The organism is Dyella sp., from assembly GCF_035685885.1.
In the GTDB taxonomy this organism is placed as follows: domain Bacteria; phylum Pseudomonadota; class Gammaproteobacteria; order Xanthomonadales; family Rhodanobacteraceae; genus Dyella.
The window spans coordinates 1-23,595 of sequence record NZ_DASRZX010000015.1 but is presented as its reverse complement, the minus strand read 5'-3'; the positions used below and the strand labels follow the sequence as shown (position 1 = coordinate 23,595).

Annotated in this window: 18 protein-coding genes and 1 riboswitch; of the genes, 10 read left to right on the top strand and 8 right to left on the bottom strand. The window is 65.3% G+C overall.

Annotation, left to right across the window (positions count from 1 at the left end):
• Positions 1–26: 26 nt before the first annotated feature.
• The 4 genes from VFG49_RS02435 to VFG49_RS02420 form a co-directional block, all read right to left on the bottom strand.
• Positions 27–935, bottom strand: a complete 909-nt coding sequence (locus tag VFG49_RS02435; RefSeq protein WP_324857912.1) for a type II CAAX endopeptidase family protein — start codon at positions 933–935, stop codon at positions 27–29.
• 368 nt (positions 936–1,303) lie between these two features.
• Entirely contained in the window at positions 1,304–2,905 is a 1,602-nt protein-coding gene (locus VFG49_RS02430) for a peptide chain release factor 3 (protein ID WP_324857911.1), read from the bottom strand.
• A 181-nt stretch (positions 2,906–3,086) separates the two neighbouring features.
• Positions 3,087–3,749: a M24 family metallopeptidase gene (locus tag VFG49_RS02425; protein ID WP_324857910.1), complete on the bottom strand. Its 663-nt coding sequence runs from the start codon at positions 3,747–3,749 to the stop codon at positions 3,087–3,089.
• Positions 3,750–3,803: 54 nt separating this feature from the next.
• Complete coding sequence (locus VFG49_RS02420) at positions 3,804–4,160, bottom strand: DUF1304 domain-containing protein (RefSeq protein WP_324857917.1); 357 nt, start codon at positions 4,158–4,160, stop codon at positions 3,804–3,806.
• Positions 4,161–4,371: 211 nt separating this feature from the next.
• On the opposite strand from VFG49_RS02420, the gene VFG49_RS02415 reads away from it, so the two are divergent.
• The 4 genes from VFG49_RS02415 (at position 4,372) to VFG49_RS02400 (ending at position 8,849) form a co-directional block, all read left to right on the top strand.
• Positions 4,372–5,163, top strand: a complete 792-nt coding sequence (locus VFG49_RS02415) for a hypothetical protein (protein ID WP_324857909.1) — start codon at positions 4,372–4,374, stop codon at positions 5,161–5,163.
• A gap of 147 nt (positions 5,164–5,310) precedes the next feature.
• Positions 5,311–5,426, top strand: a riboswitch (SAM riboswitch).
• A gap of 85 nt (positions 5,427–5,511) precedes the next feature.
• The gene (gene metX / locus VFG49_RS02410) at positions 5,512–6,540 is read left to right on the top strand and encodes a homoserine O-succinyltransferase MetX (RefSeq protein ID WP_324857908.1); all 1,029 of its coding nucleotides are present in this window, start codon (positions 5,512–5,514) and stop codon (positions 6,538–6,540) included.
• Positions 6,541–6,576: 36 nt separating this feature from the next.
• Positions 6,577–7,767 carry a cystathionine gamma-synthase gene (gene metB / locus VFG49_RS02405; protein WP_324857907.1) on the top strand — a complete coding sequence of 397 codons (1,191 nt, stop codon included), beginning with the start codon at positions 6,577–6,579 and terminating at the stop codon, positions 7,765–7,767.
• Positions 7,764–8,849, top strand: coding sequence for a homoserine dehydrogenase (locus VFG49_RS02400; RefSeq protein WP_324857906.1), 1,086 nt, complete (start codon positions 7,764–7,766; stop codon positions 8,847–8,849). The genes metB and VFG49_RS02400 overlap by 4 nt, the downstream gene beginning before the upstream one ends.
• Before the next feature lie 139 nt (positions 8,850–8,988).
• Here the strand turns inward: VFG49_RS02400 and VFG49_RS02395 are convergent, their stop codons facing one another.
• Both VFG49_RS02395 and VFG49_RS02390 read right to left on the bottom strand, forming a co-directional pair.
• A complete protein-coding gene (locus tag VFG49_RS02395; protein ID WP_324857905.1) occupies positions 8,989–10,596 on the bottom strand; it encodes an APC family permease in 1,608 nt (535 codons plus the stop codon).
• A gap of 332 nt (positions 10,597–10,928) precedes the next feature.
• Positions 10,929–12,311 (bottom strand): L-serine ammonia-lyase, encoded by a 1,383-nt coding sequence (locus VFG49_RS02390; RefSeq protein ID WP_324857904.1) that lies wholly within the window; start codon positions 12,309–12,311, stop codon positions 10,929–10,931.
• Between the two features lie 332 nt (positions 12,312–12,643).
• Between VFG49_RS02390 and VFG49_RS02385 the strand changes: the two genes are divergently transcribed.
• The 5 genes from VFG49_RS02385 to VFG49_RS02365 are packed head-to-tail and all read left to right on the top strand — an operon-like array spanning position 12,644 to position 20,316.
• Positions 12,644–14,977: a TonB-dependent receptor gene (locus VFG49_RS02385; protein WP_324857903.1), complete on the top strand. Its 2,334-nt coding sequence runs from the start codon at positions 12,644–12,646 to the stop codon at positions 14,975–14,977.
• A gap of 32 nt (positions 14,978–15,009) precedes the next feature.
• A complete protein-coding gene (locus VFG49_RS02380; protein WP_324857902.1) occupies positions 15,010–17,007 on the top strand; it encodes a serine hydrolase domain-containing protein in 1,998 nt (665 codons plus the stop codon).
• 14 nt (positions 17,008–17,021) lie between these two features.
• Positions 17,022–18,044: a dipeptide epimerase gene (locus VFG49_RS02375; protein WP_324857901.1), complete on the top strand. Its 1,023-nt coding sequence runs from the start codon at positions 17,022–17,024 to the stop codon at positions 18,042–18,044.
• Positions 18,045–18,068: 24 nt separating this feature from the next.
• Positions 18,069–19,391, top strand: coding sequence for a peptide MFS transporter (locus tag VFG49_RS02370; RefSeq protein WP_324857900.1), 1,323 nt, complete (start codon positions 18,069–18,071; stop codon positions 19,389–19,391).
• A 10-nt stretch (positions 19,392–19,401) separates the two neighbouring features.
• A complete protein-coding gene (locus VFG49_RS02365; RefSeq protein WP_324857899.1) occupies positions 19,402–20,316 on the top strand; it encodes a MurR/RpiR family transcriptional regulator in 915 nt (304 codons plus the stop codon).
• 47 nt (positions 20,317–20,363) lie between these two features.
• On the opposite strand, the gene VFG49_RS02360 is transcribed toward VFG49_RS02365, so the two are convergent.
• A complete protein-coding gene (locus VFG49_RS02360) occupies positions 20,364–22,532 on the bottom strand; it encodes a TonB-dependent siderophore receptor (RefSeq protein ID WP_324857898.1) in 2,169 nt (722 codons plus the stop codon).
• A 214-nt stretch (positions 22,533–22,746) separates the two neighbouring features.
• On the opposite strand from VFG49_RS02360, the gene VFG49_RS02355 reads away from it, so the two are divergent.
• Positions 22,747–22,983, top strand: coding sequence for a glutaredoxin family protein (locus VFG49_RS02355; RefSeq protein WP_324857897.1), 237 nt, complete (start codon positions 22,747–22,749; stop codon positions 22,981–22,983).
• Between the two features lie 107 nt (positions 22,984–23,090).
• Here the strand turns inward: VFG49_RS02355 and VFG49_RS02350 are convergent.
• On the bottom strand, positions 23,091–23,595 hold a 505-nt coding region (locus tag VFG49_RS02350), incomplete at its 5' end, for a YceI family protein (RefSeq protein ID WP_324857896.1).

The following is a 23,595-nucleotide window of genomic DNA, read 5'->3' as shown; positions in this document are numbered from 1 at the left end:
AGGCTCCCGTGAAGGCGACCGCAGCCTCAGGCGCGTGCGCGGCGCCACGCAGGTGGGACGATGGTGCCCCGGCGCAGCGCGACGATCAGCAGTAGCGCGGAGCAGCAGGAACAGAGGATCAGCGCCACCACGGAAGCCTCTGCGCCGAACACGCCACCGCTCAGCCAGTCCGGTCCGGTGCGTTCGGACACCAGCCAGCCATGCGCCGACGTGCCGGAGACGGGGATGCCGAACACGGTGCCCTGCATGATGTTCCACGCCGCATGCAGGCCGATGCACGGCCACAGCGAGCGGGTGACGTGGTAGAGCAAGGCAAGCAACACGCCCGCCTCGATGGCGATGGCCAGCGAGCTCCACAGCGTGGCGCCAGGATTGAAGATGTGCGCCGCGCCGAAGAACAGCGCCGAGATGGCCAGTGCCCACCAGGTGCCCAGGCCTTCTTCCACGATGCGGAACAGCACGCCGCGCGTGAGGATCTCCTCGCCCACGCCGGCGGAGATGCCGACGGTCAACACCGCCGGCACCCAATCCACGCCAGGGTTGGTGCCGGTGACGTGGTAGCAACCAGCCAGCCACAGCACCAGCACGACGGCACTGAACAGCGCGGCGCCCAGCACCAGGCCGATCGATCCCAGGGTGGGCAGGTCGCGCAGGGAGAGTTCTTCCATGCGCCGGCGCTCGATGGCTTTCACCAGCACCAGGTAGCTGCCCAGGGTGCAGACCAACTGCACGGCGAGATTGCCCCATGCATGCATCAGGGGTGTGGTGGCAGGACCAAAGACACCCAGGCCGGCCGCTGCGGCCGAGGCCAGCTTGAACAGGATGAAGAAGAGGGCAACGAAAAAGACGATGCGCGCGACGGGGGAAAACACCATGCGGCGTTGCCAGCGGGTGGCGGTCGCGGGTGTGGTAAAGGCGATCTGGCTGGTCGGCACGAAGAACACTCCCCTGTTGGAAGCCCGGAGGGTAGCAGTGCGGATAAAGCTTGGGCACGGGTCTGTGGTCACTGGTGAGCCGTGCGTATCGCTCGCCCGGGTGCAGGCAGCGGTGTGCTCCTGGGCTCGTCTTTCCTGGCAGATCGACTGGGCAGGAGTGCAAGTCCTGCGCCTTGGCCAGGCATGGAAAGACGCTGGCCCCTGCTTTCGCGGGGGCGGCGGTGAGGGTGCCGAGGGCTCGTCATCCCGGCGAAGGAAGCAAGCGTTTCACCATCGCCAAAGGCTGGTCATCGGGCGTTTTGGCTCAGGGCGCCGTTGCCGTGTCCCTGCGCTCGCAGGGACGACGACAAGAGCGCAGGAAGGTCGACTCAGAGATCGACCGACGTCGCGTGCTCGCGCGTGGCCGAGAAGCGCACGGCGGGCGAGCGTTCCTGTGCCAACTGCAGGTTGACCCGCGAAGGCGCCAGGTACACCAGCTCGCCGGCGGCATCGATGCCGAGGTTCATCGCGTTCTTTTCGCGGAACTCCTCCAGCTTCTTGGCATCGTCGCAGTGGATCCAGCGCGCGGTGGCCACGGTGACCGGCTCGAAGGTGGCGTCCACGCCGTACTCGTCCTTGAGGCGATAGGCCACCACGTCGAACTGCAGCACGCCCACCGCGCCGAGGATGAGGTCGTTGCTCATCAGCGGACGGAAGAACTGCGTGGCGCCTTCTTCCGAGAGCTGGGCGAGGCCCTTCTGCAGCGCCTTCATCTTCAGCGGATCACGCAGGCGAGCGCGGCGGAACAGTTCCGGCGCGAAGTTCGGGATGCCGGTGAAGCTGACCATCTCGCCTTCGGTGAAGGTGTCGCCGATGCCGATGGTGCCGTGGTTGTGCAGGCCGATCACGTCGCCGGGATAGGCGTTCTCCACGATCTCGCGGTCGCTGGCCATGAAGGTGAGCGCATTGGCGATGCGCACGTCCTTGCCGGTGCGCGTCTGCATCATCTTCATGCCGGCGTTGTACGTGCCCGAGCAGACACGCATGAAGGCAATGCGGTCGCGGTGGGCCGGGTCCATGTTGGCCTGGATCTTGAACACGAAGCCGGTGAGGGCGCCTTCCTCCGGCTTCACTTCGCGCGACAGCGTGGAGCGCGAGCGCGGCGAAGGCGCGTGCTCGACGAAGAAGTCCAGCAGCAGCTGCACGCCGAAGTTGTTCACGGCCGAACCGAAGAACACCGGGGTGAGCTTGCCGGCGAGGTACTGCTCCACATCGAACGGATGCGAGGCGCCCTGCACCAGCTCCAGTTCCTCGCGCAGTTCGGCCAGCGCCTCGGCGCCGATGGCCGCTTCCAGGCCCGGGGCATCGAGGCCCTTGAAGATGGTCGAATCCTGGCGCGTGAAATTCTTGCCCTGCTCGAACACATGCACTTCGTCGAGCAGCAGGTGATAGACGCCCTTGAGGCGCTTGCCCATGCCGATCGGCCAGGTGAGCGGGGCGCAGGCGATGCCCAGCACCGACTCCACTTCGTCCAGCAGTTCGATCGGCGAGCGGCCCTCGCGGTCGAGCTTGTTGATGAAGGTCATGATCGGCGTGTCGCGCAGGCGGCACACCTCCATCAGCTTGATGGTGCGTTCCTCGACGCCCTTGGCGCAGTCGATCACCATCAGCGCCGAGTCCACCGCGGTGAGCACGCGGTAGGTGTCCTCGGAGAAGTCCGCGTGGCCTGGCGTATCCAGCAGGTTGACGATGCGACCTTCGTACGGGAACTGCATCACCGAGGACGTCACCGAGATGCCGCGCTCCTTTTCCAGCGCCATCCAGTCGGAAGTGGCATGGCGTGCGGCCTTGCGGCCCTTCACCGAGCCGGCCATCTGGATTGCGCCGCCGAACAGCAGCAGCTTTTCGGTCAGCGTGGTCTTGCCCGCGTCAGGGTGGCTGACGATGGCGAAAGTGCGGCGGCGGCGGGTTTCGGTGAGATGCGTGGACATGGCAGGGCGGGTTCTGGGCTCGCGAACCCGCCATTGTACCAAGCGTGGGCGAGGGGTGCCGGCCACCAGCGGCCCTTTGTAGGAGCGCCCTTGGTGTCAGTCTTCGCCAAAACCTTGCCGTGTCACTGCCTGGAGGGTCATCGCGCACTGGGTGCGCTCCTACACAGGGTGTAGATGCGGTTCAGGCCGTCAGCAAATCCTCGTAGAACGCCCCGAACGGCTCGGTCGGATGGGCGATCTGGATCTCCAGGATCCACAGGCCGCCTGAGGGCCGCTCGCCCAGTTCCCCCAGATCGCCGGCTTTGTGCACCGAATGCGGAAAATCGCTGACGCGATGGCCCTTGATCTCGTGGTTGAGGCGCCAGCCCATTGCCTCGGCCTGCTCCTCGGCAAAGGCATACAACGCTTCGCCGCTGAGGCCGCGGTTGCGCCAGGCCTCGGCGACCAGGTGGAACAGCTGGCGTGCCGCCTCCGCGCAGGCCTGCAGCTGCGGGGCGTGGCCGGTCACGAAGGTATCGCCCACATCGCCCTCGTGGCCGGCAAACACCAGGCCCAGGTCGATGAAGTAGATGTCGTTTTCGCCCAGTCGCACCCCGGGTTCGGAGCGCTCCCGGTAGGTCTTGGTGGTGTTCGGTCCGATGCGGATGAGCACCGGGTGCCACAGGCGTTCCATGCCGAGGTCGCGGAACACTTCGGCGGCCATGACTTTGGCTTCATCCTCGCTGATGCCTGGGTGCATGCGTGCGTGGATACCTTGCAGCGCCATCCAGCTGCGCTCGCGGGCGTGCTGCATCAGGGCCGGGTCGAAGCGGTCGCCGACCGCTTCCTGCGGAGTTTGGCTCATGGTCTGGTCGGTTCTCGGGGAATTCAGTCTGCCACGCATGACGTGATCGGCTGGTCAGGCCAGCAGCACCAGCGTGATGGCTATCAGTGCGGGCAGCGCCTGGATCCACAGCACCTTGCGCGTGGCGGTGAAGCCACCGAACAGGCCGGCCACCAGGACGCAGCCCAGGAAGAACAGCAGCACCGGCCTTCCCGCGGCGCCCAGCCAGAGCCCCCACAACAGGCCGGCGGCCAGGAAACCGTTGTAGAGGCCCTGGTTGGCTGCCAGCACCCGGGACTGTTGTGCGAACTCGGCGCTCAGCCCGAACGCGCGGCGGCCCGAAGGCCGGGTCCACAGGAACATTTCCAGCACCAGGAACCACACGTGGAGCAGGGCGACAAGGGCGACGACGAGCTGGGCGACAAGGGACATCGGCATGGAAGATCGCTGGAAGAGGGGCGCAGTGTTGCAGCCCGCGGCTGGCGCGGCAAACCCGCTAACACTTACGGCCAGTGGCTGCCGGTGGCGCCCCGGCGTAGGTTCGAAGTGCTGGGTCCGATAGGGAGTTGCGCCCGCAGGACAGTGACGTCGCACCGGGGCAGTGGGCATCGCCTGGCCAATCCAACTCCGGGGAGTCATGACCATGAACAAGCCACTGTCTGCAGGGCTGTGCCTGCTGTTGCTGTGTCCGATCGGCGCAATGGCCGCGGGGCCGTTCGACGGCACCTGGAAAGTCGACATGAGCAAGGTGCAGATGCCCAAGAAGCCCGATGTGCTCGTGCTCAAGGACGGCGTGTACGAATGCAAGACCTGCGTGCCCCCGGTCAGCGTCAAGGCCGACGGGCAGGATCATCCGGTCACCGGCCATCCTTATTTCGACGCCATGGCGGTGCAGGTGGTCGATGCGCACACGGTCAAGGAAACCGACAAGAAGGGCGGCAAGGTCGTGGCCACCTCGACCACCACCGTGGCTGCCGACGGCAAGACGGCACGCTTCGAATTCAGCGACAGCAGCAACTCCAATGGCGCGCCGGTGACCGGCAGTGGCGAGTTGAAACAAGTTGCCGCGGGGCCGGCCGGCTCGCACGCGATTTCCGGTTCGTGGCTCACGGCGAGCATGGACCAGATGTCCGACAACGCCACCCAGATCACCTTCAAGGAAGAGGGCGACATGTTCAGCATGAGCGCGCCGACGGGCCAGTCGTACCAGGCGAAGATGGACGGCAGCGACGCGCCCTACAAGGGTGATCCGGGCATCAATGGTGTCACCGTGAAGAAGACCGGCAAGAACACCATCGTCGAGACCGACAAGCGCGACGGCAAGGTAGTGATCGTACTCACCTCCACCGTATCGGCTGATGGCAAGACCATGAACGTGGTCATGGACGACAAGCTGCGCAACCGCACGATGCATTTCGTGGCGGAGAAGCAATGAGGCGCGGGTGCGCCCGGCCGGCAAGCCCGGGCGCACCAAGGTTTCACACGAAACCGGCGACGTTCTTCACAGATGTGTCGATGGCTAGATGCATAGACGTTTAGACGTCTATTGACACGCGGCATGCCGTGCCGCTAGATTCTCCAACACTCATCGAGACCGGCTGAGGGACAGGCCCTTTGAAGCCGGGGCAACCTGCGGAACCTTCCGCAACGGTGCCAATTCCTGCGGCGGCGCTACGGGCGCCAGCCGCGAGATGAGGGCAGATCCGCATCGCCCGCGTTCGCTGGCCGTGCGTCGGCTCTCTTCTCCGGTCCGCAGGTCGATGCCCGACCGGAGAAGATCGAGATGTCCAGCCAGCCGCAATCCGTTCCCCCCGCTGTGTCCGCCCCTGTCGCGGCCATCGGCGCCATGCGGCCGGACCTCACCACCCAGCGCAGCACCCGCCGCGTCACGCTCAGCCCCAAGTACGGCAGCACGCCCTGCGAGGTGGATGTCAGCTACTTGTGGTGCGGCGCGCCGGACGCCCCCACGGTAATCGTGCAGGGCGGCATCTCGGCCAGCCGCGACGTGGTGGCGCTGGACGGCGAAACGGCCGCCGGCTGGTGGCAGGAGCAGGTGGGTGCAGGTCGCCCGCTGGACCTGGACCGCTACCGCGTGCTGTCCATCGACTGGATCACCCCAGCCGACCTTGGTGGCGTGCAGGCCGTGTCCAGCGAGGACCAGGCCGACGCATTGGCCGCGCTGGTCGACGCGCTGGGCATTGGCCGCGTGCATGCCTTCATCGGCTCCTCCTACGGCGCCATGGCTGCGCTGGCGTTTGCCGCCCGGCATCCGTATGCGCTGGATCGCCTGGTGCTGCTGGCCGGCGCACATCGCCCGCATCCGCTGGCCACGGCGCAGCGCTCCGTGCAGCGCGGCATCGTGCGGCTGGGCCTCGATTGCGGCCAGCCGGAGCAGGCGCTGGCACTGGCCCGTCAGCTGGCCATGACGACGTACCGTGGCAGCGAGGAGTTCGCGCGCCGCTTCAACGCCTCGCCGGAGTTTCGCGAAGGCCGCTTCCACTTTCCCGTCGAGGATTACCTGGAACACGCCGGTCGCCGCTTCGTCGAGCGCTTCGACGTCGAGCGCTTCCTGGCGCTGTCCGAATCCATCGACCTGCATGACGTCCAGCCCGAACAGGTTGCCGCGCCGGCCACGCTAATCGGCTTCCCGTCCGATCGCCTGGTGCCGCTGGCGGACCTGTGCGAACTGCAGCGCCGCCTGTACGGCCCGGCCACGCTGGAAGTGGTCGAGTCGCCCTACGGCCACGACGCCTTCCTGAAAGAAACCGACCGCCTCGCGCCGCTGCTGCGGGAAGCGCTGGCCGGTTGTTGACCCGATACCAAAAAGCATCACGCACGGAGATTCACCATGAGCGACACCCCCGCCCTGTCAACCCGCGCCGTGCGCGCCGGCATCGAATCGGACACCCAGCACGGCGCCGTAGTGCCGCCGCTGCATCTGTCCACCAATTACGCCTTCGAGGGTTTCGGCAAGAAGCGCGCCTACGACTACTCGCGCAGCGGCAACCCGACGCGCGATCTGCTGGGCGAAGCGCTGGCCGAGCTGGAGCAGGGTGCTGGCGCGGTGGTGACGGCCAGTGGCATGGCCGCCGTGGCGCTGGCGCTGGAGCTGGTGCCGGCCGGTTCGCTCGTGCTGGCCGCACATGACTGCTACGGCGGCACCTGGCGCCTGCTCGATGCGTGGGCGAAGAAAGGTCGCTTCCAGGTGCGGTTCGTCGACCTCACCAACAGCCACGCGCTGGCCGAAGGCTTGGCGCTCAAGCCGTCGCTGGTGTGGGTGGAAACGCCGTCCAACCCGCTGCTGCGTATCACCGACATCCGTCACGTGGCGCAGGCCGCACATGCCGTCGGTGCGTTGCTGGTGGTGGACAACACCTTCCTCTCGCCGGCCTTGCAGCAGCCACTGACGCTGGGTGCCGACGTGGTGGTGCATTCGACCACCAAGTACATCAACGGCCACAGCGACGTGGTGGGTGGTGCCGTGGTGGCGCGCGACCCGGCGATCGCCGACCAGCTGAAGTGGTGGGGCAACTGCAACGGCCTCACCGGTGCGCCGTTCGACAGCTTCCTGACCCTGCGCGGCCTGCGCACGCTCAATGTGCGCCTGCGTCAGCACCAGGAAAACGCGGTGCGCATCGCCGAGCGTTTGGACGGCCATGCGGCCGTACGCAAGGTCTATTACCCGGGTCTGGAAACCCACGCCGGCCATGCGCTGGCCGCGCGCCAGCAGTTGGGTTTCGGCGCGATGCTCAGTTTCGAAGTCGAAGGCGACGTGCCGCACATCGAGGCCTTTGTCGATGGTCTGCGCTACTTCTCGCTGGCCGAATCGCTGGGTGGCGTGGAAAGCCTCGTCGCGCATCCCGCCACGATGACTCACGCCTCGATGGCGCCGGAAGCGCGTCGCGCCGCCGGCATTGCCGACAGCCTGCTGCGTTTGTCGGTGGGTATCGAAGATGGCGACGACCTGCTGCGCGATCTCGATGCCGCCCTGTCGCGCGCGCTGGCCGTGGGTGAGGGCAAGCGCCGGGTGAGCGCATGAGCGCGGCACTCGCGGAGGAAGCCACGCCGGTATCGAAACCGCAGGCGCCTTCGACCATTGCCGCCGTGCTGCTTGGCACCGGTGTGGTCGGTGGCGCCTTCCTCAAGCTGCTCAATACGCCGGCAGCGTCTTCAATCCGCCTGGTGGGCGCGGCCAATTCGCGCCGCCAGCAGACGCAGGCGGAACAGCTGGCCGACCGCGCATTGCGCGAGAAGCTCAGGAGCCATGGTGACGTGCGTGACGATGCGGCGCTTCTGTCTGCGCTCGACGCAAACGATGCATCGGTGAAGGTCATCATCGACGCCACCGCCTGCGGCATGCTCGCCTCGCGTCATTCCGAATGGCTCGCGCGCGGCTATCACGTGGTGACGGCGAACAAATCACTCGCTGGCGGCGACCTGCCGGGCTGGCGTGCGCTTCAGGCCGCGCTTGCGCAGGGTGGGCGCTATGGCGATTCGGCGACGGTGGGCGCGGGCTTGCCGGTGATTTCCACGCTGCGCCGACTGCGTCACTGCGGCGATGCGCTGCTCACGCTGGAAGGCGTGTTTTCCGGCTCGCTCTCCTACCTGTTCAACCAGTACGACGGCAGCCAGCCATTCTCCGCGCTGCTGCGCCGCGCACGCGAGCTGGGCTACACCGAGCCCGATCCGCGCTCGGATCTTTCCGGCGAAGACGTCGCGCGCAAGCTGCTGATCCTCGCTCGCTGCGCGGGATTCGCGTTGCGTCCCGACGAAGTGGAAGTGGAAAGCCTGGTGCCGGAAAGCCTGCGCGGCGTGGATGTGGAAACCTTCCTCTCGCGCCTGGAAGAACTGGACGAGCCGCTGGCCGCACGCCATGCCGAAGCAAAAGCACGCGGTGGTTCGTTGCGCTTCCTTGCGCGCCTCAACCAGCGCGGCCGCGCACGCGTGGGCCTGGTGGAAGTGCCTGCCAATCACCCGGCCACGCGTCTTTACGGCACCGATAACCAGTTCGCGCTCAGCACTACGCGCTACAACACGCAGCCGCTGGTGATCCAGGGGCCGGGCGCTGGGCCGGAAGTGACGGCGCAGGCGTTGTTGGGGGATGTGCTGGCGTTGGCGTGAGCGCTACACAGGCTGGACGCGCACTGGGTGCGCTCCTGCACCAGCCCCTGTAGGAGCGCACCCAGTGCGCGATCAGTGACGCAAATAAAAAACGCGCGGCTCGCACCGCGCGTTTTTCATATCCATCGTGAGCGTGCTCTCAGTCGTGCACGTGCGGATTGGCTTCCGCCTCTTCCACCGATGGCGTACGCCAGCCGGACTTCACGCCCCACACGTAGAACACCAGGCCGATCGCGGCGACCACGGCGAGATCCACGCCGTAGCTCAGGTAACCCTGGCCGCCGAATTGGGTGCTGCCCAGCCACGACACGAGGGCCAGCGTGGGCAGGTAGAACACCAGCCACCATGCACCCTTGAGCTGGCGGCCGAAGTCGTGCCAGTTCGCCTTGAGCTGGAAGTACAGGTACACCGGCAGCGCCACGACCATCAGCAGGATGATCTCGCCGGTCAGCGGCCAGCGCGCCCAGTACAGGAGTTCCGTCGCCATGATGAAGGCGATGCCGGCGAGAATCGGCAGGCCCGGAATGCGCAGCGGGCGGTGCAGGTTCGGTGCGGTACGACGCAGCGTCATCGCGCTCACCGGGCCGGTGAGGTAGGAAATGATCGTTGCCACCGAGATCACGGCGGCCAGCGTGCCCCAGCCGCGGAACTTGAACAGGAACAGGAACGACACGGCGAGGTTGAACCACATCGCCGGACGCGGCACGCCCCACTTCGGATGCACCCGGCCGAGGATCTTCGGCAGCGTGCCGTTGCGCTCCATGCCGTAGATCATGCGCGCCGTGGTGGCGGTGTAGGTCATGCCGGTGCCGCTGGGGCTGATGAAGGCATCGATGTACAGCAGCATGGCCAGCCAATGCAGGTTGACGATGATGGCCAGTTCGGCGAATGGCGAGCGGAAATCGATGCCATGCCAGCCGGCCTTGGCCAGCATGTCCGGCGGCACCGCGCCGAGATAGGCCACCTGCAGGATCACGTAGACTACGGTGGCCAGCAGGATCGAGCCGATTACCGCGAACGGAATGCTCTTGCCCGGATTGCGCGCTTCGCCGGCAAGGTTCACCGGGCTCTGGAAACCGTTGAAGCTGAAAACGATGCCCGCCGTGGCCACCGCCGTGAGCACGGCCGCGAAGTCGATCGCGTGCGCATCACCGTGGATGCCCACCGAGAAGTTTTCTGTGTGGAAGCCACTGGCGATCAGCGCGAGGCCGGTAGCGGCCGGCACCACCAGCTTGAACACGGTGATCAGCGTGTTGGACCGTGCGAACAGCTTCACGCTCCAGAAATTGAGCAGGAAATAGATGATCACCAGCACTGCAGCGATGGCGAGGCCCGCCTGGGAAAGCTCGCCCGAGCCATCCGGCATGTGCATGTACAGATCCTGCGCCCACTGCCACGGCCACGAGGCCATGTACTGCACCGAGGCTTCGGCTTCCACCGGAATCACCGAGACGATCGCGATCCAGTTGGCCCATGCACCGATGAAGCCCACCAGCGAGCCGTGCGAGTAGTGGCTGTAGCGCACCATGCCGCCCGACTCGGGGAACATGGCGCCCAGCTCGGCGTAGGTGAGCGCGATGGTCATGATGATCGCCGCGCCGAGCACCCACGCCCACACGGCGCCGGGGCCGGCCAGGCCCGCGGCCTTCCAGGCGCCGAACAACCAGCCGGAACCGATGATCGACCCCAGGCCGGTAAGCATGAGGGCGAATGGACCGACGTCGCGTCGGATCGAGGAATGAGACATGCAGGTCCCCAGGTCAGTGGAACGAAGGGCCGCCTCCCTGGGCGACGCAAGGGGCGGATGATGACAGACCGGTCAGGCCGCTGTCAGCCCGGCAGCGGACGCGGGCGATGCGGCGGCGCAGCAGGTAGGTGATTGAATGGGTTGTGGAAAGTGATGCGCCGCCTGCTCCCTCTCCCCTTCGGGGAGAGGGTTGGGGTAAGGGGCAATCTTGCGATTTCGCCTGATCGAGCGGGTTTTCAGGTAGGTGGCCCTGTCGCGAGCACCCACCCCTCACCACCGTAAAGGTGGCAATGTCCCGGCCTTCTCCCCGAAGGGGAGAAGGAGAAGTGCCATCAGCACTCGATGACGTTTACCGCCAGGCCGCCGCGCGAGGTTTCCTTGTACTTGTCCTTCATGTCGCGGCCGGTGTCGCGCATGGTGGCGATCACCTTGTCCAGCGAGACGCGATGCTTGCCGTCGCTCTTGAGCGCCATGCGGCTGGCGTTGATGGCTTTCACCGAGCCCATCGCGTTGCGTTCGATGCAGGGAATCTGCACCAGGCCGCCGATCGGGTCGCAGGTGAGGCCGAGGTTGTGTTCCATGCCGATCTCGGCGGCGTTCTCCACCTGCAGCACGTTGCCGCCCAGCGCGGCGGTGAGTCCGCCGGCGGCCATCGAGCAGGCCACGCCCACTTCGCCCTGGCAGCCCACTTCGGCGCCGGAGATCGAGGCGTTCTCCTTGTAGAGGATGCCGATGGCGCCCGCGGTCAGCATGAAATCGACGATGCCGTTCTCGTCCGACTTGGGACAGAAGCGGTGGTAGTAGTGCAGCACCGCCGGCACGATGCCTGCCGCGCCATTGGTCGGCGCCGTCACCACGCGACCACCCGCGGCGTTCTCCTCGTTGACGGCGAGCGCGTAGAGGTTCACCCAGTCGAGGATGGTCAGCGGGTCCTTCAATGAGGCTTCCGGTTGGTCGCGCAGGTCGGCTGCCATGGCCGGCGCGCGGCGCGTCACCTTCAGGCCGCCCGGCAGCACACCAGGCGAGCGCAGGCCGCGGTTCACGCAATCCTGCATGGCCTTCCATATGATGAGCAGGCCGCTGCGAACGTCGGCCTCGCTGCGCCACACCTTTTCGTTCTCCATCATCAGCTGGGCAATGGAGAGGTTGTGCTTCTGACACAGCTCCAGCATCTGGTCGCCGGTGGAGAACGCGTAGGGCAGCTCGGTGGTGTCGGCCACGATGCGGTCTTCGGCCGCCTCGTCGTGGTTCACCACGAAGCCGCCGCCCACCGAGTAGTAGTCGCGCGTGGCCAGTTCGTGGCCTTCGGCGTCATAGGCGGAGAAGCGCATGCCGTTGGTGTGGAACGGCAGCTTCTGGCGCTTGTTGAAGACGAGATCGCGCTTCTCTTCGAACTCGATCTCATGCTTGCCCAGCACGCGCAGGCGATGCGTGGTGCGAATGCGCGAGAGCGTTTCGGGGATGTGGTCCGGGTCAACCGTATCCGGATGCTCGCCCTCAAAGCCCAGCAACACGGCCTTGTCGGTGCCGTGACCGCGGCCCGTCATGGCCAGCGAGCCGTAGAGCTCGGCGCGCACGCGCGTCACGCGGTCGAGCACGCCTTTCTCCTCCAGCCAGCGCTCGGCAAAGCGCGCGGCGGCCCGCATGGGGCCAACAGTATGCGAGGAAGAAGGGCCGATGCCGATCTTGAACAGGTCAAATACGCTGACAGCCATGAAAACACGCGGAGTGGGCGGGGACAGCCGCACATTCTACGCGGGCCGCCTAGCGATGGTTGCCGCGCCGCAGCGATGTTTTCGGTGCGCAGGCGTATGGAAGCTGCGCGCATCGCGCGCAAGGGGTGCTTCGACGCGCCTCCCCCGTCCGCCCGACGTCTGCAGCAGGCTTCATATTCCGCGAGGCAAGGAGATTTTTGGACGTCCAAATGGTGCGCAAGGCACTTGGCGGGCGCGTAGACCGGCGACGGTATAAAAATACCATTGACACTAAAATGTTATGGTGATAACACTGTGAAGGCGGGTATCTAACTCTCCGGGGGGAGAATGTGATGGAACGTCGTCGTACGCAGTTCAGCCGTCGCTGTATCTGTTCGGCCATTGCCGCGGTCTTGATGGGCCCACTCTGCGCCTTGGCGCAGCAGGCCGATGACGGCGCGTCGGTCGCCGCCGCCAGCGCGAGCACGGCAAGCCATGGGTCCGCCGGATTGGCGAGCCAGGACCCGGCACAGGATGCTTCCACATCGGCCACCGAGACATCGGCCACGCAACTGGGCACGGTCATCGTCACCGCCAACAAGCGCAACGAGCGCCTGCAGGACGTGCCGATGGGCGTGTCGGTGATGGCGGGGCCGCAGCTGGAGCGCCAGAACGCCACCAGCTTTGCCGACTACGCCACGCAGATCACTGGCCTCAACACGATTTCCACGGGCGAGGGCCAAACCCAGCTGATCCTGCGCGGCATCACGTCGGGCAGTGGGCAGCCGAATGCTGCCGTCGGTACCTACATCGATGACACGCCCTATGGATCGAGCACGGTCTATTCGGTGGGCAGTCTGCTGACGCCCGACATCGATCCCTACGACCTGCAGCGCATCGAAGTGCTGCGTGGCCCGCAGGGCACGCTTTACGGTTCGAACACGTTGGGCGGCCTGGTGAAGTTCGTCACCACGCCACCGGATACCACCCAGGCAAGCGCTCGCCTCGGCGTGGATTCAAGCAGCGTCGACAGCGGTGGCACTGGTTTCGGTGCGCACGCGACGGTGAATATTCCGCTCGTCGCCAACACGCTGGCGCTGCGCGTCAATGCCTATGACCGCACCGATCCCGGCTACATCGACAACGTCACCACCGGCAAGTCGGAGGTGAACGAGGCGAAGGTGTCGGGTGCACGCGCACAGGTGTTGTGGACGCCCAGCGGCAAGGTTTCCGTGCGCTTCTCGACGCTGGCACAGAACCTGAGCAGCGATGGCCTGGCCAACAGCGGGGTGGATATCGACCCGTACACGCTCAAGCCGATCTACGGCGATGACAAGCAGGCGAGGGCGGCCAGCACTGGCGCACTCAAGTTGAAGTACCGGCTCTACGACCTGTCGATCAACGCGGACTTCGATTGGGCCAAGCTGGTTTCCACCACCAGCTACGGCACGCTGCGCCTCAACGAGAACACTGACGTCACCAACGCCTACGGCCCGATACTCAATCCGGCATTCGGCCTGGACGATGGCGGCTACTCCATTCACCAGCCGGTGGCGCTCAACAAGGTCACGCAGGAACTGCGCCTGCAGTCACCCGAGCAGCAGCTGATCGAATGGCGCGTCGGCATGTTCTACACGCATGAGCGCAGCACCGACAGCCAGAGCGTGCTGAGTTTCGACGCCAACACGGGCGTGCCGATTGCATTGCCTACACTGGCGAACCTGGATATCGGGCCCGCGCTGTTCACCGAGTGGGCTGGCTATGGCGACGTCACCTGGCACGCCACGTCCAACCTGAGCGTGCTGGTCGGCGCGCGTTACAGCTTCGACAAGACCTCGTACACGCAGACCGGCACGGGCCTGCTCACCGGCGACAGCAATTTCTCCACGCACGGCAACGATCATCCGGTGACGTACCTGTTCAACCCGAGCTACAAGTTCGGCGATGACCTGATGGCGTACATGCGCATCGCCTCGGGCTTCCGCCCGGGTGGTCCGAATGTGGGCGTGCCGCCGGGACTGGGCGCGCCGTTGACGTTCGACGCCGACAAGCTGGTGAGCTACGAGTTGGGCCTGAAGTCGCTCATGCTGGACAAGCGCATGAGCGTCGACGTGGATGTATTCTACATCGACTGGCGCAAGATCCAGCTCGCCGAAACCAGCGGTGGCTTCAGCTTCCTGGGCAACGGCGGCAAGGCCCGCAGCAAGGGCCTGGAAGCCAGCTGGAGCTTCACGCCGGTGGCGGGCTTCACCGTCTGGGCCAACACCACCTACACCAAGGCCGAACTCACCGCGGATACACCGCCGGGTGGCGTGTACGGTTACAGCGGCGATGTGTTGCCGTACGTGCCGAAGTGGAACGCAAACCTTGGCGCCGACTACAACTTCCCGCTCGGCGGCGGCTGGTCCGGCTTCGTCGGTGGCAATGTCAGCTACGTGGGCTCGCGCCAGTCGGACTTCAACACCGTGCCCGCGCCGCGCTTCGCGCTGCCGAGCTTCACCAGCGCCGATCTCCACCTCGGCGCCAACGTCGACAAGTGGTCCTTTGCGCTCTATGCCAAGAACCTTGGCAACAAGCGTGGCATCACCGCGATGAGCGGCGAGACGCTGGATCCGGTCGCCAGTCCGTTCCAGGCCACGTACCAGACGCCCCGCACCATCGGCGTATCCGCCAGCGTCGAGTTCTAAGCGACTTCTTTGCATCCAATTTGGAGTTTTCCATGAACCACCTAGTCAAACGGTTGGTTGCGCTGGCTGCATGCGTGACGGCCGGTGTGGGCCTGGCGCAGGTCCCGCCCGTGCCGCCCGCAGCGCCCAGCCCGTCACCTGCGCCGATCGCGGCCAGCGTCCCGGATAACGGCGAGCACGTCCTTAACGCGGAAGATCTTTCCTCCTTCTTCGACGGACTCGTGCCGTTCTCCATGCAGCGTGGCGACATCGCCGGCGGCGTGGTGACCGTGGTGAAGGACGGCAGCGTGTTGTTCTCGCGTGGCTACGGCTACGCGGACCTCAAGACGCGCGCACCGGTGTCGCCCGAAACCACGCTGTTCCGCCCCGGTTCCACGTCCAAGCTGTTCACCTGGACGGCGGTGATGCAGATGGTCGAACAGGGTAAGGTCAACCTCGATCACGACGTCAACGAATACATCGACTTCAAGATTCCGCCGTACGAAGGCAAGCCCATCACCTTGCGCAACGTGATGACGCATACCGCGGGCTTTGAGGAAGTGGCGCGCGACCTGCTGCCGGCGACGGCCGAAGAGGTCAATCTTGAGCGCTATCTGAAGGGCCATTTGCCGGCACGCATCTTCCCGCCGGGCGAAACGGTTGCGTATTCCAACTATGGCTGCGGCCTGGCTGGCTACATCGTGCAGCGCGTTTCCGGAGAGCGCTTCGAGGACTACGTGCAGAAGCACATCCTCCAGCCGCTCAACATGAAGCACTCCAGCTTCGACCAGCCGTTGCCGGCAGCGCTCGCGCCGCTGATGGCGAAGGGCTACAAGACCGCTTCCGATGGCCAGGCGCAGCCGTTCGAGTTCGTGGATCCGCCGCCGGCAGGCGCGCTCAGTTCCTCGGGCAACGACATGGCGCAGTTCATGATTGCCCAGCTGCAGAACGGCCGCTATGGCGATACCCGTATCCTGCGGGAAGACACCGCCAAGCTGATGCATTCGCCGCAGTACACCGCGTCGCCGGGCATGGTGGGCTTTGATCTGGGCTTCTACCAGGAAGACCGCAACGGCCTGCGCATCATCGGCCATGGCGGCGACACCATCGTGTTCCACAGCGACCTGCACCTGCTGCTCGACAAGAACGTCGGCATCTTCATGTCGTTCAATAGCCTCGGCAGCGAAGTCGGCGGCGCGCACACCATTCGAAGCGCGATCTTCTACGCGTTCCTGGATCGCTACTTCCCATCGCCGCTGAAAGACCAGCCGGCGTTGTCGTCCGCCAAGGCCGATGCGGCGCGCGTGGCCGGCTGGTACGAGTCGAGCCGTCGCAATGTGAGCGCGCTGAAGCCGTTCAATCTGCTGGGCCAGATGCAGGTCAACGCGATGCCGGACGGCACCCTGACCATTGCCGCGCTGAGCGACTACGCGGGCAAGCCCCTGCACTGGCGCGAAGTCAGCCCGCTGCACTATGTCGAGGAGAATGGCCAGCGCAAGCTGGACTTCATCGCCGACGCCAACGGCAACATCAAGTACTGGGCCACCGACCATATCTCGCCGGTGTTCGTGTTCGACCGCGTTCCTGCCGCCAAGAGCATGGGTTCGGTGAGCCTGTGGGCCAGCCTTTCGCTGGTGATCATTCTCGGTGCGCTGCTGTTCTGGTGGCTGGGTGCGTGGGCGCGTCGCAACTATCAGCGCCCGTTCGATATTGCACCGGCACTGCGTCGCTCGCGCCGTTGGTCGCGCGTCGGTGCACTGCTGCTGTTCGGTGACGTGCTGGGTTGGGTGTTGATGATCGCCGCCATCTCGGCAGACGAGAACTTCCTGCTGCGTGGCACGGCAACGCCCTGGTTCTACCTGCTGTACGTGCTCGGCGTGGTCGCCATGGTGGGCGCGCTGGCCGTGCTGTTCCACACGGTGCGTACCTGGCAGCTCAGGCAGCGCAGCCTGTGGGTGCGCGTGGGCGAGGTGTTGCTGGCGCTCTCCGCGCTTTACCTCGTCTGGTTCATCCTGGCCTTTGGCCTGGTCAGCTTCAACGTGCGCTTCTGAGGCCGGAGATCTTGATGACCATGCAGGAAACCACGCGGGTGAAGCTCACCACCTCCATCGAACGGGTCGAAATGACGGCACCGTTCCGCATCACCGGCTACACCTTCACGCACAACGAGATGCTGGTGGTTCGCCTCGAAAGCGGTGGCCACGTCGGGTATGGCGAGGCGCTTGGCGTGTACTACCACCAGGACACGCCACCGGGCATGTTGAGGCAGGTGGAAGCCTTGCGCGACATCATCGAAGGTGGCATCACGCGACAGCAGTTGCTGTCGCTGTTGCCACCCGGTGGTGCGCGCAATGCACTCGACTGCGCACTGTGGGATCTCGAGGCCAAGCGGCAGGGCAAGCCGGCCTGGCAACTGGCCGGGCTCAATCCGCCCGAGCCGCTGCTGACCACCTTCACCGTGGGTGCGGAAGAGCCCGAGGTGATGGCCGAGCGCGCGCGCAACTACACGCAGGCGCGCGCACTCAAGCTCAAGCTGACCGACGACGACCGCAATGCAGATCGTGTACGTGCCGTGCGTGCGGCCCGTCCGGATGTGTGGCTGATGGTCGATGCGAACCAGGGTTTCACGCCGGAAACCCTCGCGTCGCTGATGCCGGCGCTCGTGGAAAGTCGCGTAGCCGTCGTCGAGCAACCATTTCCGGTGGGCAAGGAAGCATGGCTGGATGGCCTGGACAGCCCCATTCCACTGGCGGCCGACGAAAGCGTGCAGGACCATCGCGACCTCGAAAAACTGGTTGGTCGTGTCAACGTCATCAACATCAAGCTGGACAAGTGCGGCGGTCTCACCGAGGCGTTGATCCTCGCAAAACGTGCGCAGGAGCTCGGCTTCAAATTGATGGTGGGCAACATGGGCGGCACCTCGTGGTCGATGGGGCCGGGCTTCGTGGTCGGTGCCCTTTGCATGGTGGTTGACCTCGATGGGCCGCTGTTCCTAGTGTCGGACCGTACGCCAGCAGTCCGTTACGAAGACGGGCGCATCTGGTGTCCGGAAGAAGTCTGGGGCGGCCCTGTGGCCGTCGATGCGTAAGCCATCAGGGGAGTGACGTCGCGCATGTCCGAAGCGGGAGTTCCGGCACGGGAAAGCACCTGGTTTGGCCATCCGGCCGGCCTCAGCATCCTGTTTCTCACCGAAATGTGGGAGATGTTCTCCTTCTTCGGCATGCGCGCGTTGTTGGTCTACTACATGACCATGCACCTGAAGATCGGGCAGGAGCATGCGTCCCTGATCTATGGCGTGTACGCGGCCTTCGTCTATTTCACGCCGGTGTTTGGCGGCGTGGTGGCGGACCGCTGGCTGGGCAAGCGCAACGCGGTGGTGATCGGCGGCGCCACGATGGCGCTGGGGCATTTCATGATGGCGTCCGAGCCGCTGTTCTATCCGGCGCTGGCCACCATTGCCTTGGGCAACGGACTCTTCCTGCCCAGCCTCGCCAGCCAGATCGAAGGTCTTTACCGACACGGCGACCCGCGAGCGAGCAACGCGTACAACATCTACTACATCGGCATCAATCTCGGTGCCTTCCTGGCGCCGCTGGTGTGCGGCACGCTGGGTGAAGCGTTTGGCTGGCACTGGGGATTCACGGCCGCGGGCGTTGGCATGCTGCTCTCGCTGGTGATCTATCTCAGTGGCAGCCGCTACCTCCCGCCGGAACCCGTGCGCTCCGCGGTGGTGAAGCAGGCGAAGCCGCCGCTCGATCGCGCCGCGCTGCAGCGCTTCGGCTTTCTCGTTACGGTCGCGGCCATCGTGGTGATATTTCGCGGCGCGTACGAGCAGGTCGGCAACACCATCGCGCTGTGGGCGAATGAGGGTGTGGATCGCCAGGTGACGGCGGGCTGGAGCATTCCGATGACCTGGTTCCAGTCGCTCGACTCGCTGGTGGTCTTCACCGCGACGCCGCTGCTGGTGATCCGCTGGGCGCGACTGGCCAAGCGCGGCGTGGAGACGCCGTGGCTGATGAAGATGGCCTTTGGCGCGGCGGTCGTGGGCGCTTCCTATCTGATCCTGGCGTGCGTAGCGACCTGGTCCGATGCGCACGGCGTGCGCGCCAGCTGGGTGTGGCTGGTGGGCTGGTTCGTCATGATGACGCTGGGCGAGCTGTATATCCTGCCGATCGGGCTGGGTCTGTTCGGACGCATGGCGCCGGAAGGTTTCCGCGCCACCAGCATTGCCACCTGGTTCTTCGCAGGATTCTTCGGCAACCTGCTGGCCGGCGCGCTGGGGACCTTGTGGAGCGGCCTGTCGCACGGCTGGTTCTTCGCGCTGATCGGTGCGGTCGCCGGGCTCGCCGCGGTGCTTTTGTATATCCTAGGTGTGCGGCTGGGCCAGGTTGAAACACGCGAGGATGCGGGCGCGGCCATGGTGCTTTCACGATAAGCGGGCGGCGATGACCAAGGATCTCCAACAAAAGCTCAAGGATCGCTGGGAGATATTCACGGCGTCCGAGCAGAAGATCGCCAGCTACCTGCTGCAGAACATTCGCGACGTGCCGTTCGAGACGGCGGCCTCCCTCAGCAAGAAGGTCGGCGTCAGCCAGATGACGGTTGGGCGCTTCCTGCGCAATCTCGGCTATGAAGGCGTCAGCGACCTCAAGGAGGAGCTGCGCGGCGATGCGTCGTGGCGCCATCTTTACAAGGATGTGGAGAAAACCAGGGATGCCGATCCGCTGGCGACTCACCTGCAGGCGGAAATCCGCGCGCTGACCAGCACGCACGCGCTCGCGGGCACCCGGGAATGGAAGTTGGTGGTGAAGCTGCTGTCGACCGCCGATCGCGTCACCGTGTCGAGCTTCCACCACGGTACGTTTCTCGGCCTGGGGTTCGCGGCCATGTTGCAGCAGGTGCGCCCGAACGTATCGTTCAATTCGGGCATTGATGGCGCCTATGCCGACATGCTGCTCGATTCCACGCGCAACAGTTGCGTGGTGCTGATCGACATGCGTCGCTACTTCCGGCAATTCCGCACGCTGGCGGAGGAAGTGGTCGAACGCGGGATTCCGCTGGTGCTGATCACCGACACGGAGTGCTACTGGGCCCGCGAACTCACGCCGAACGTGCTGATGATCCAGGCCGATCGCGCGTGGCACAGCTTCGGCGCCTATACCAGCCTGTTCAGCCTGCTGACGACCGCGATGGTGCAGGAGAAGGGCGACGTGATGGATCGCATCAGCGAGATCAACCGTCTACGCCAACATTTCGCCGGCTATCTGGAGCGCGACAATACAGACACCGCAAAAAAATCGCCGGCAGCGGCTTCCGGTCGACGCAAGGGCGGACGAGGTCCATCGAAATTGCCCAAATGAGCCAGGCCGGAGCGGGGGCGTATGGTCCCGCTCCGACCCGACCGGCGTCAGAACCGGTAGCGCACATTCAACATGGCGCTGCGCGGCGCCGAGTAGAAACCCTGCGACCAGTACAGGCTGGTGATCACCTTGCGGTTGGTCACGTTGTCGACATTGAGCGTCGTGCTCCAGTGTTGGTTGAAGTCGTAGCCGGCCATCAGGCCAAGCACGGCATACGCGCCCTGCGTCGTGTAGATCTCGCTGCCATCGAGCGCCACGTCCTGCTGGTCGCGATGGATGCGGTCCTGCCAGCGCAGCGTGGCGCCCACGCGCAAACCTTCAAGTGCCGGCACGCGATAGACGGTGGACAGGCGGAAGGTGCGGCGTGGCACGTAGGTGCGCACGTTCGCGCCATCCGGGTCATGCAGGCCCAGCTGCGTGTAGCCACCGCTCATCTGCCAATGGTCGGTGAGTTGGCCGCTCACGTCGAACTCGTAGCCCTTCGCCGTGGCATCGATGCCGGTGTAGTAGTCCTGGTTGGTCGCCAGGTTGTGGCCCGCGTATTCGGCGAGGCCGTCCTGTCGCGAACGGAACAGCGCGAACGACGCGTTGAGGCGCCCGTCGTACCACTCGCCCTTGAGGCCGGCTTCGAGGTTGGCACCGGTGACCGGATCGAGCACCTTGTTGCCCGCGTCGGTCTGCGTCTGCGGGTTGAACAGCTTGGCGTAGCTCACGTACAGCGAATAATTCTTCGAGAGGTCGTATACCGCGCCAATGAAGGGCGTGGTTTCCGTCTTGCTGTAGTTGCTGGGGACACCGTAGTTGACGCCGGTCTCCTCGACGTCCACGAAGCTGGCGCCGGTGATCAGCGTGAGCGGATCGGCGAGGCTCCAGCGCGCGGTGGCGTAGAGACTCTTGCGCTTGATGTGGAAGTCGCCATGGCCGTAGTAGGCATCGAACGGCGGCATCGGATAGTCGCCCGTCCATTGGTCGAGCGGCGGCAACGGCGTGCCGATGCCTTGTCCATAGCCGGATAGCTGGTGCACATCGTCCTTGGCCCAGTTCGCGCCGATGACCAGCTCATGGCGACGGCCCGCGAGGTTGAAGGGGCCGGTGGCATACAGGTCGGCGACGTACTGCTTCTCGGCGCTGTTGTACGCGGAGGGATAGGCGTACAGGCCCAGTCCGGTCTGCGCATCCGGCGTGCCATACACGTAGAACAGGTTGCTGTCCTCGGTGACCCGGCGGTAGTTGAGCGAGGCCTTCAGGTGCCAGTCGTTCCCGAGTTCCTGCGTGAGTTCGAGGAAACTGCGCGTATCGGCGATGTTCCAGTGCGACCAGTCGGCGGAGGTGCTGGTGGAGCGGTCGTAATCGGTCGCCGTGCCGTCCGTGTTGTACAGCGGCAACGCGCCCCACATGCCGCCATGGGTCTTGTTCTTCTGGTAGGTGACGCCCGCGCTCAGCAGCGTGCTGCTGGTGAGGTCCGCATCGACGATGCCGGAGACCACCTGCTTGCGCAGGTTGTAGCGGTCCAGATAACTGTCGGTGTCCTGGTCGGCGGCGACCAGGCGGCCGCGCACGCTGCGTGAATCATTCAACGGCCCGGACAGGTCGACATCAAGTCTGCGGTTGTCCCAGCTGCCCACGGTGACGCCGATGTCACCCTGGTAGTCCGCGGTCGGACGCTTGCGCACGAAATTGATCGTCGCCGACGGATTGCCGGTGAACGACAGCAGGCCGTTGGCGCCGCGCAGCACTTCCACGCGCTCATACACGGCCGTGTCCAGGTCGCCTTGCTGGTTGCCATCGGCGAACGGCAGGCCCACGCCGTCGACCAGGAAGTTGGTGACGTCGAAACCGCGCGCGCTGTAGTAGGTGCGGTCCGTCTCCACGCGCTCCACGTTCACGCCGGTGGTGTTGTCCAGCACCGCGTTGATGTTGTTGAGGCCGAAGTCATCCATCTGCTGGCGCGTCACCACGCTGATCGACTGCGGCGTCTCGCGCAGCGACAGCGACAGGCGGGTAGCGCTGTCCGCCGCGCGCGTGGTGTAGGAGTCGCCGTCGCCCGTCACCGTGGCGGTGGTCTGCACGCCTTCGAGGTTCTTCACCTTGGTGGTGTCGGCGGCGGTCGAGCCGTCTTCGGCGTGGACCAGGGTGGCCGCAAGGGCCAGGGAGAGGGCAACAGCGAGGCTGCGGCGCAGGGGAAGGCGTCGCGTGGGCGAGGCGAGGGCTGACATCGATGAGCCTTATGGGTCTTGTTGATATCGGGCAGACGCCGATGGAGCCGGCGACTAAGCTTGTGCTAAGCGTGCAAATGATAGTCATTATCATTTGAATTGGCCAGCGGGCCGGCATGGCGAGAATCGCCACAGGGCCATGACGGCAGGTGTCGGCGAACGCGAACCCTCGCCGTCACTTCAGGCCATGGGGTATCGTCCGCCCGTCATGACCATGCGATTCGTGCTTTTCCAACGAGATTACTGTCACCTGTGCGACCAGGCGCTGGCCGTCATGGCCGAGGCGCGTGCGCCGGATTTCGACAGTCAGTGGGTCGATGACGACGCGATGCTTGAGGCGCGCTATGGCGCGCGGGTGCCGGTGCTGCGCGACCAGATGGATGGCCGCGAGCTGGATTGGCCGTTCGATGCGGCGGCCGTGCGCGGTTTTGTGGCCAGCGCGACGGTGTAGGAGCGCACCCAGTGCGCGACCGCGAGGTGCAGCTTCCTATTCGCGGACGGGCTTTTCGCGCACTGGGTGCGCTCCTGCAAAGAACAGCCCTTCGAGATTGAGGGCGCTTACTTGGCGGTGAGAACCAGATGCGCGTTGACTTTCACATCCGCCCCAATCACCGAGGTGTCTGCGTATTCGCCGCCGCCGACGCCGAAATCGAGCCGTTTCACGCTGCCGCTCACATCGAGGGTGGCGCCGGTGCCTTGCGGCTTGAACGTCACGTCGAGACTGACTGGCTTGGTCACGCCGCGCAGCGTGAGATTGCCGTCGGCGATCACCTGGGCGCCGTTCTGGCGAAAACCCGTAGTGACGAAGTGGGCCTTGGGAAACTTGGCCACGTTGAAGAAGTCAGCGCCAGGTAGGGCCCCGTCACGGTCGCTGTCACCCGTCTTCACGCTGGCAAGGTCCACTTCGACGTCGAATTTCGATGTGGCGAGCTTGCTGGCGTCGTAACTGATGGCCGCGGTCCACTTGCCGAAGCTGCCGTTGAACGACTGGCCCTGGAAGGTGCTGGCGAAACCCAGCTTGCTGCCGGCCGGTTGCATCGCGTAGTCGGTGGCACCGGCGACG

What these genes read in the sequence shown, in the direction of transcription:
- VFG49_RS02430 (WP_324857911.1), bottom strand. Translation starts at nt 2,905, where the DNA reads ATGTCCACGCATCTCACCGAAACCCGCCGCCGCCGCACTTTCGCCATC.
- VFG49_RS02425 (WP_324857910.1), bottom strand. Translation starts at nt 3,749, where the DNA reads ATGAGCCAAACTCCGCAGGAAGCGGTCGGCGACCGCTTCGACCCGGCC.
- VFG49_RS02420 (WP_324857917.1), bottom strand. Translation starts at nt 4,160, where the DNA reads ATGTCCCTTGTCGCCCAGCTCGTCGTCGCCCTTGTCGCCCTGCTCCAC.
- VFG49_RS02415 (WP_324857909.1), top strand. Translation starts at nt 4,372, where the DNA reads ATGAACAAGCCACTGTCTGCAGGGCTGTGCCTGCTGTTGCTGTGTCCG.
- metX (WP_324857908.1), top strand. Translation starts at nt 5,512, where the DNA reads ATGTCCAGCCAGCCGCAATCCGTTCCCCCCGCTGTGTCCGCCCCTGTC.
- metB (WP_324857907.1), top strand. Translation starts at nt 6,577, where the DNA reads ATGAGCGACACCCCCGCCCTGTCAACCCGCGCCGTGCGCGCCGGCATC.
- VFG49_RS02400 (WP_324857906.1), top strand. Translation starts at nt 7,764, where the DNA reads ATGAGCGCGGCACTCGCGGAGGAAGCCACGCCGGTATCGAAACCGCAG.
- VFG49_RS02395 (WP_324857905.1), bottom strand. Translation starts at nt 10,596, where the DNA reads ATGTCTCATTCCTCGATCCGACGCGACGTCGGTCCATTCGCCCTCATG.
- VFG49_RS02390 (WP_324857904.1), bottom strand. Translation starts at nt 12,311, where the DNA reads ATGGCTGTCAGCGTATTTGACCTGTTCAAGATCGGCATCGGCCCTTCT.
- VFG49_RS02385 (WP_324857903.1), top strand. Translation starts at nt 12,644, where the DNA reads ATGGAACGTCGTCGTACGCAGTTCAGCCGTCGCTGTATCTGTTCGGCC.
- VFG49_RS02380 (WP_324857902.1), top strand. Translation starts at nt 15,010, where the DNA reads ATGAACCACCTAGTCAAACGGTTGGTTGCGCTGGCTGCATGCGTGACG.
- VFG49_RS02375 (WP_324857901.1), top strand. Translation starts at nt 17,022, where the DNA reads ATGACCATGCAGGAAACCACGCGGGTGAAGCTCACCACCTCCATCGAA.
- VFG49_RS02370 (WP_324857900.1), top strand. Translation starts at nt 18,069, where the DNA reads ATGTCCGAAGCGGGAGTTCCGGCACGGGAAAGCACCTGGTTTGGCCAT.
- VFG49_RS02365 (WP_324857899.1), top strand. Translation starts at nt 19,402, where the DNA reads ATGACCAAGGATCTCCAACAAAAGCTCAAGGATCGCTGGGAGATATTC.
- VFG49_RS02360 (WP_324857898.1), bottom strand. Translation starts at nt 22,532, where the DNA reads ATGTCAGCCCTCGCCTCGCCCACGCGACGCCTTCCCCTGCGCCGCAGC.
- VFG49_RS02355 (WP_324857897.1), top strand. Translation starts at nt 22,747, where the DNA reads ATGCGATTCGTGCTTTTCCAACGAGATTACTGTCACCTGTGCGACCAG.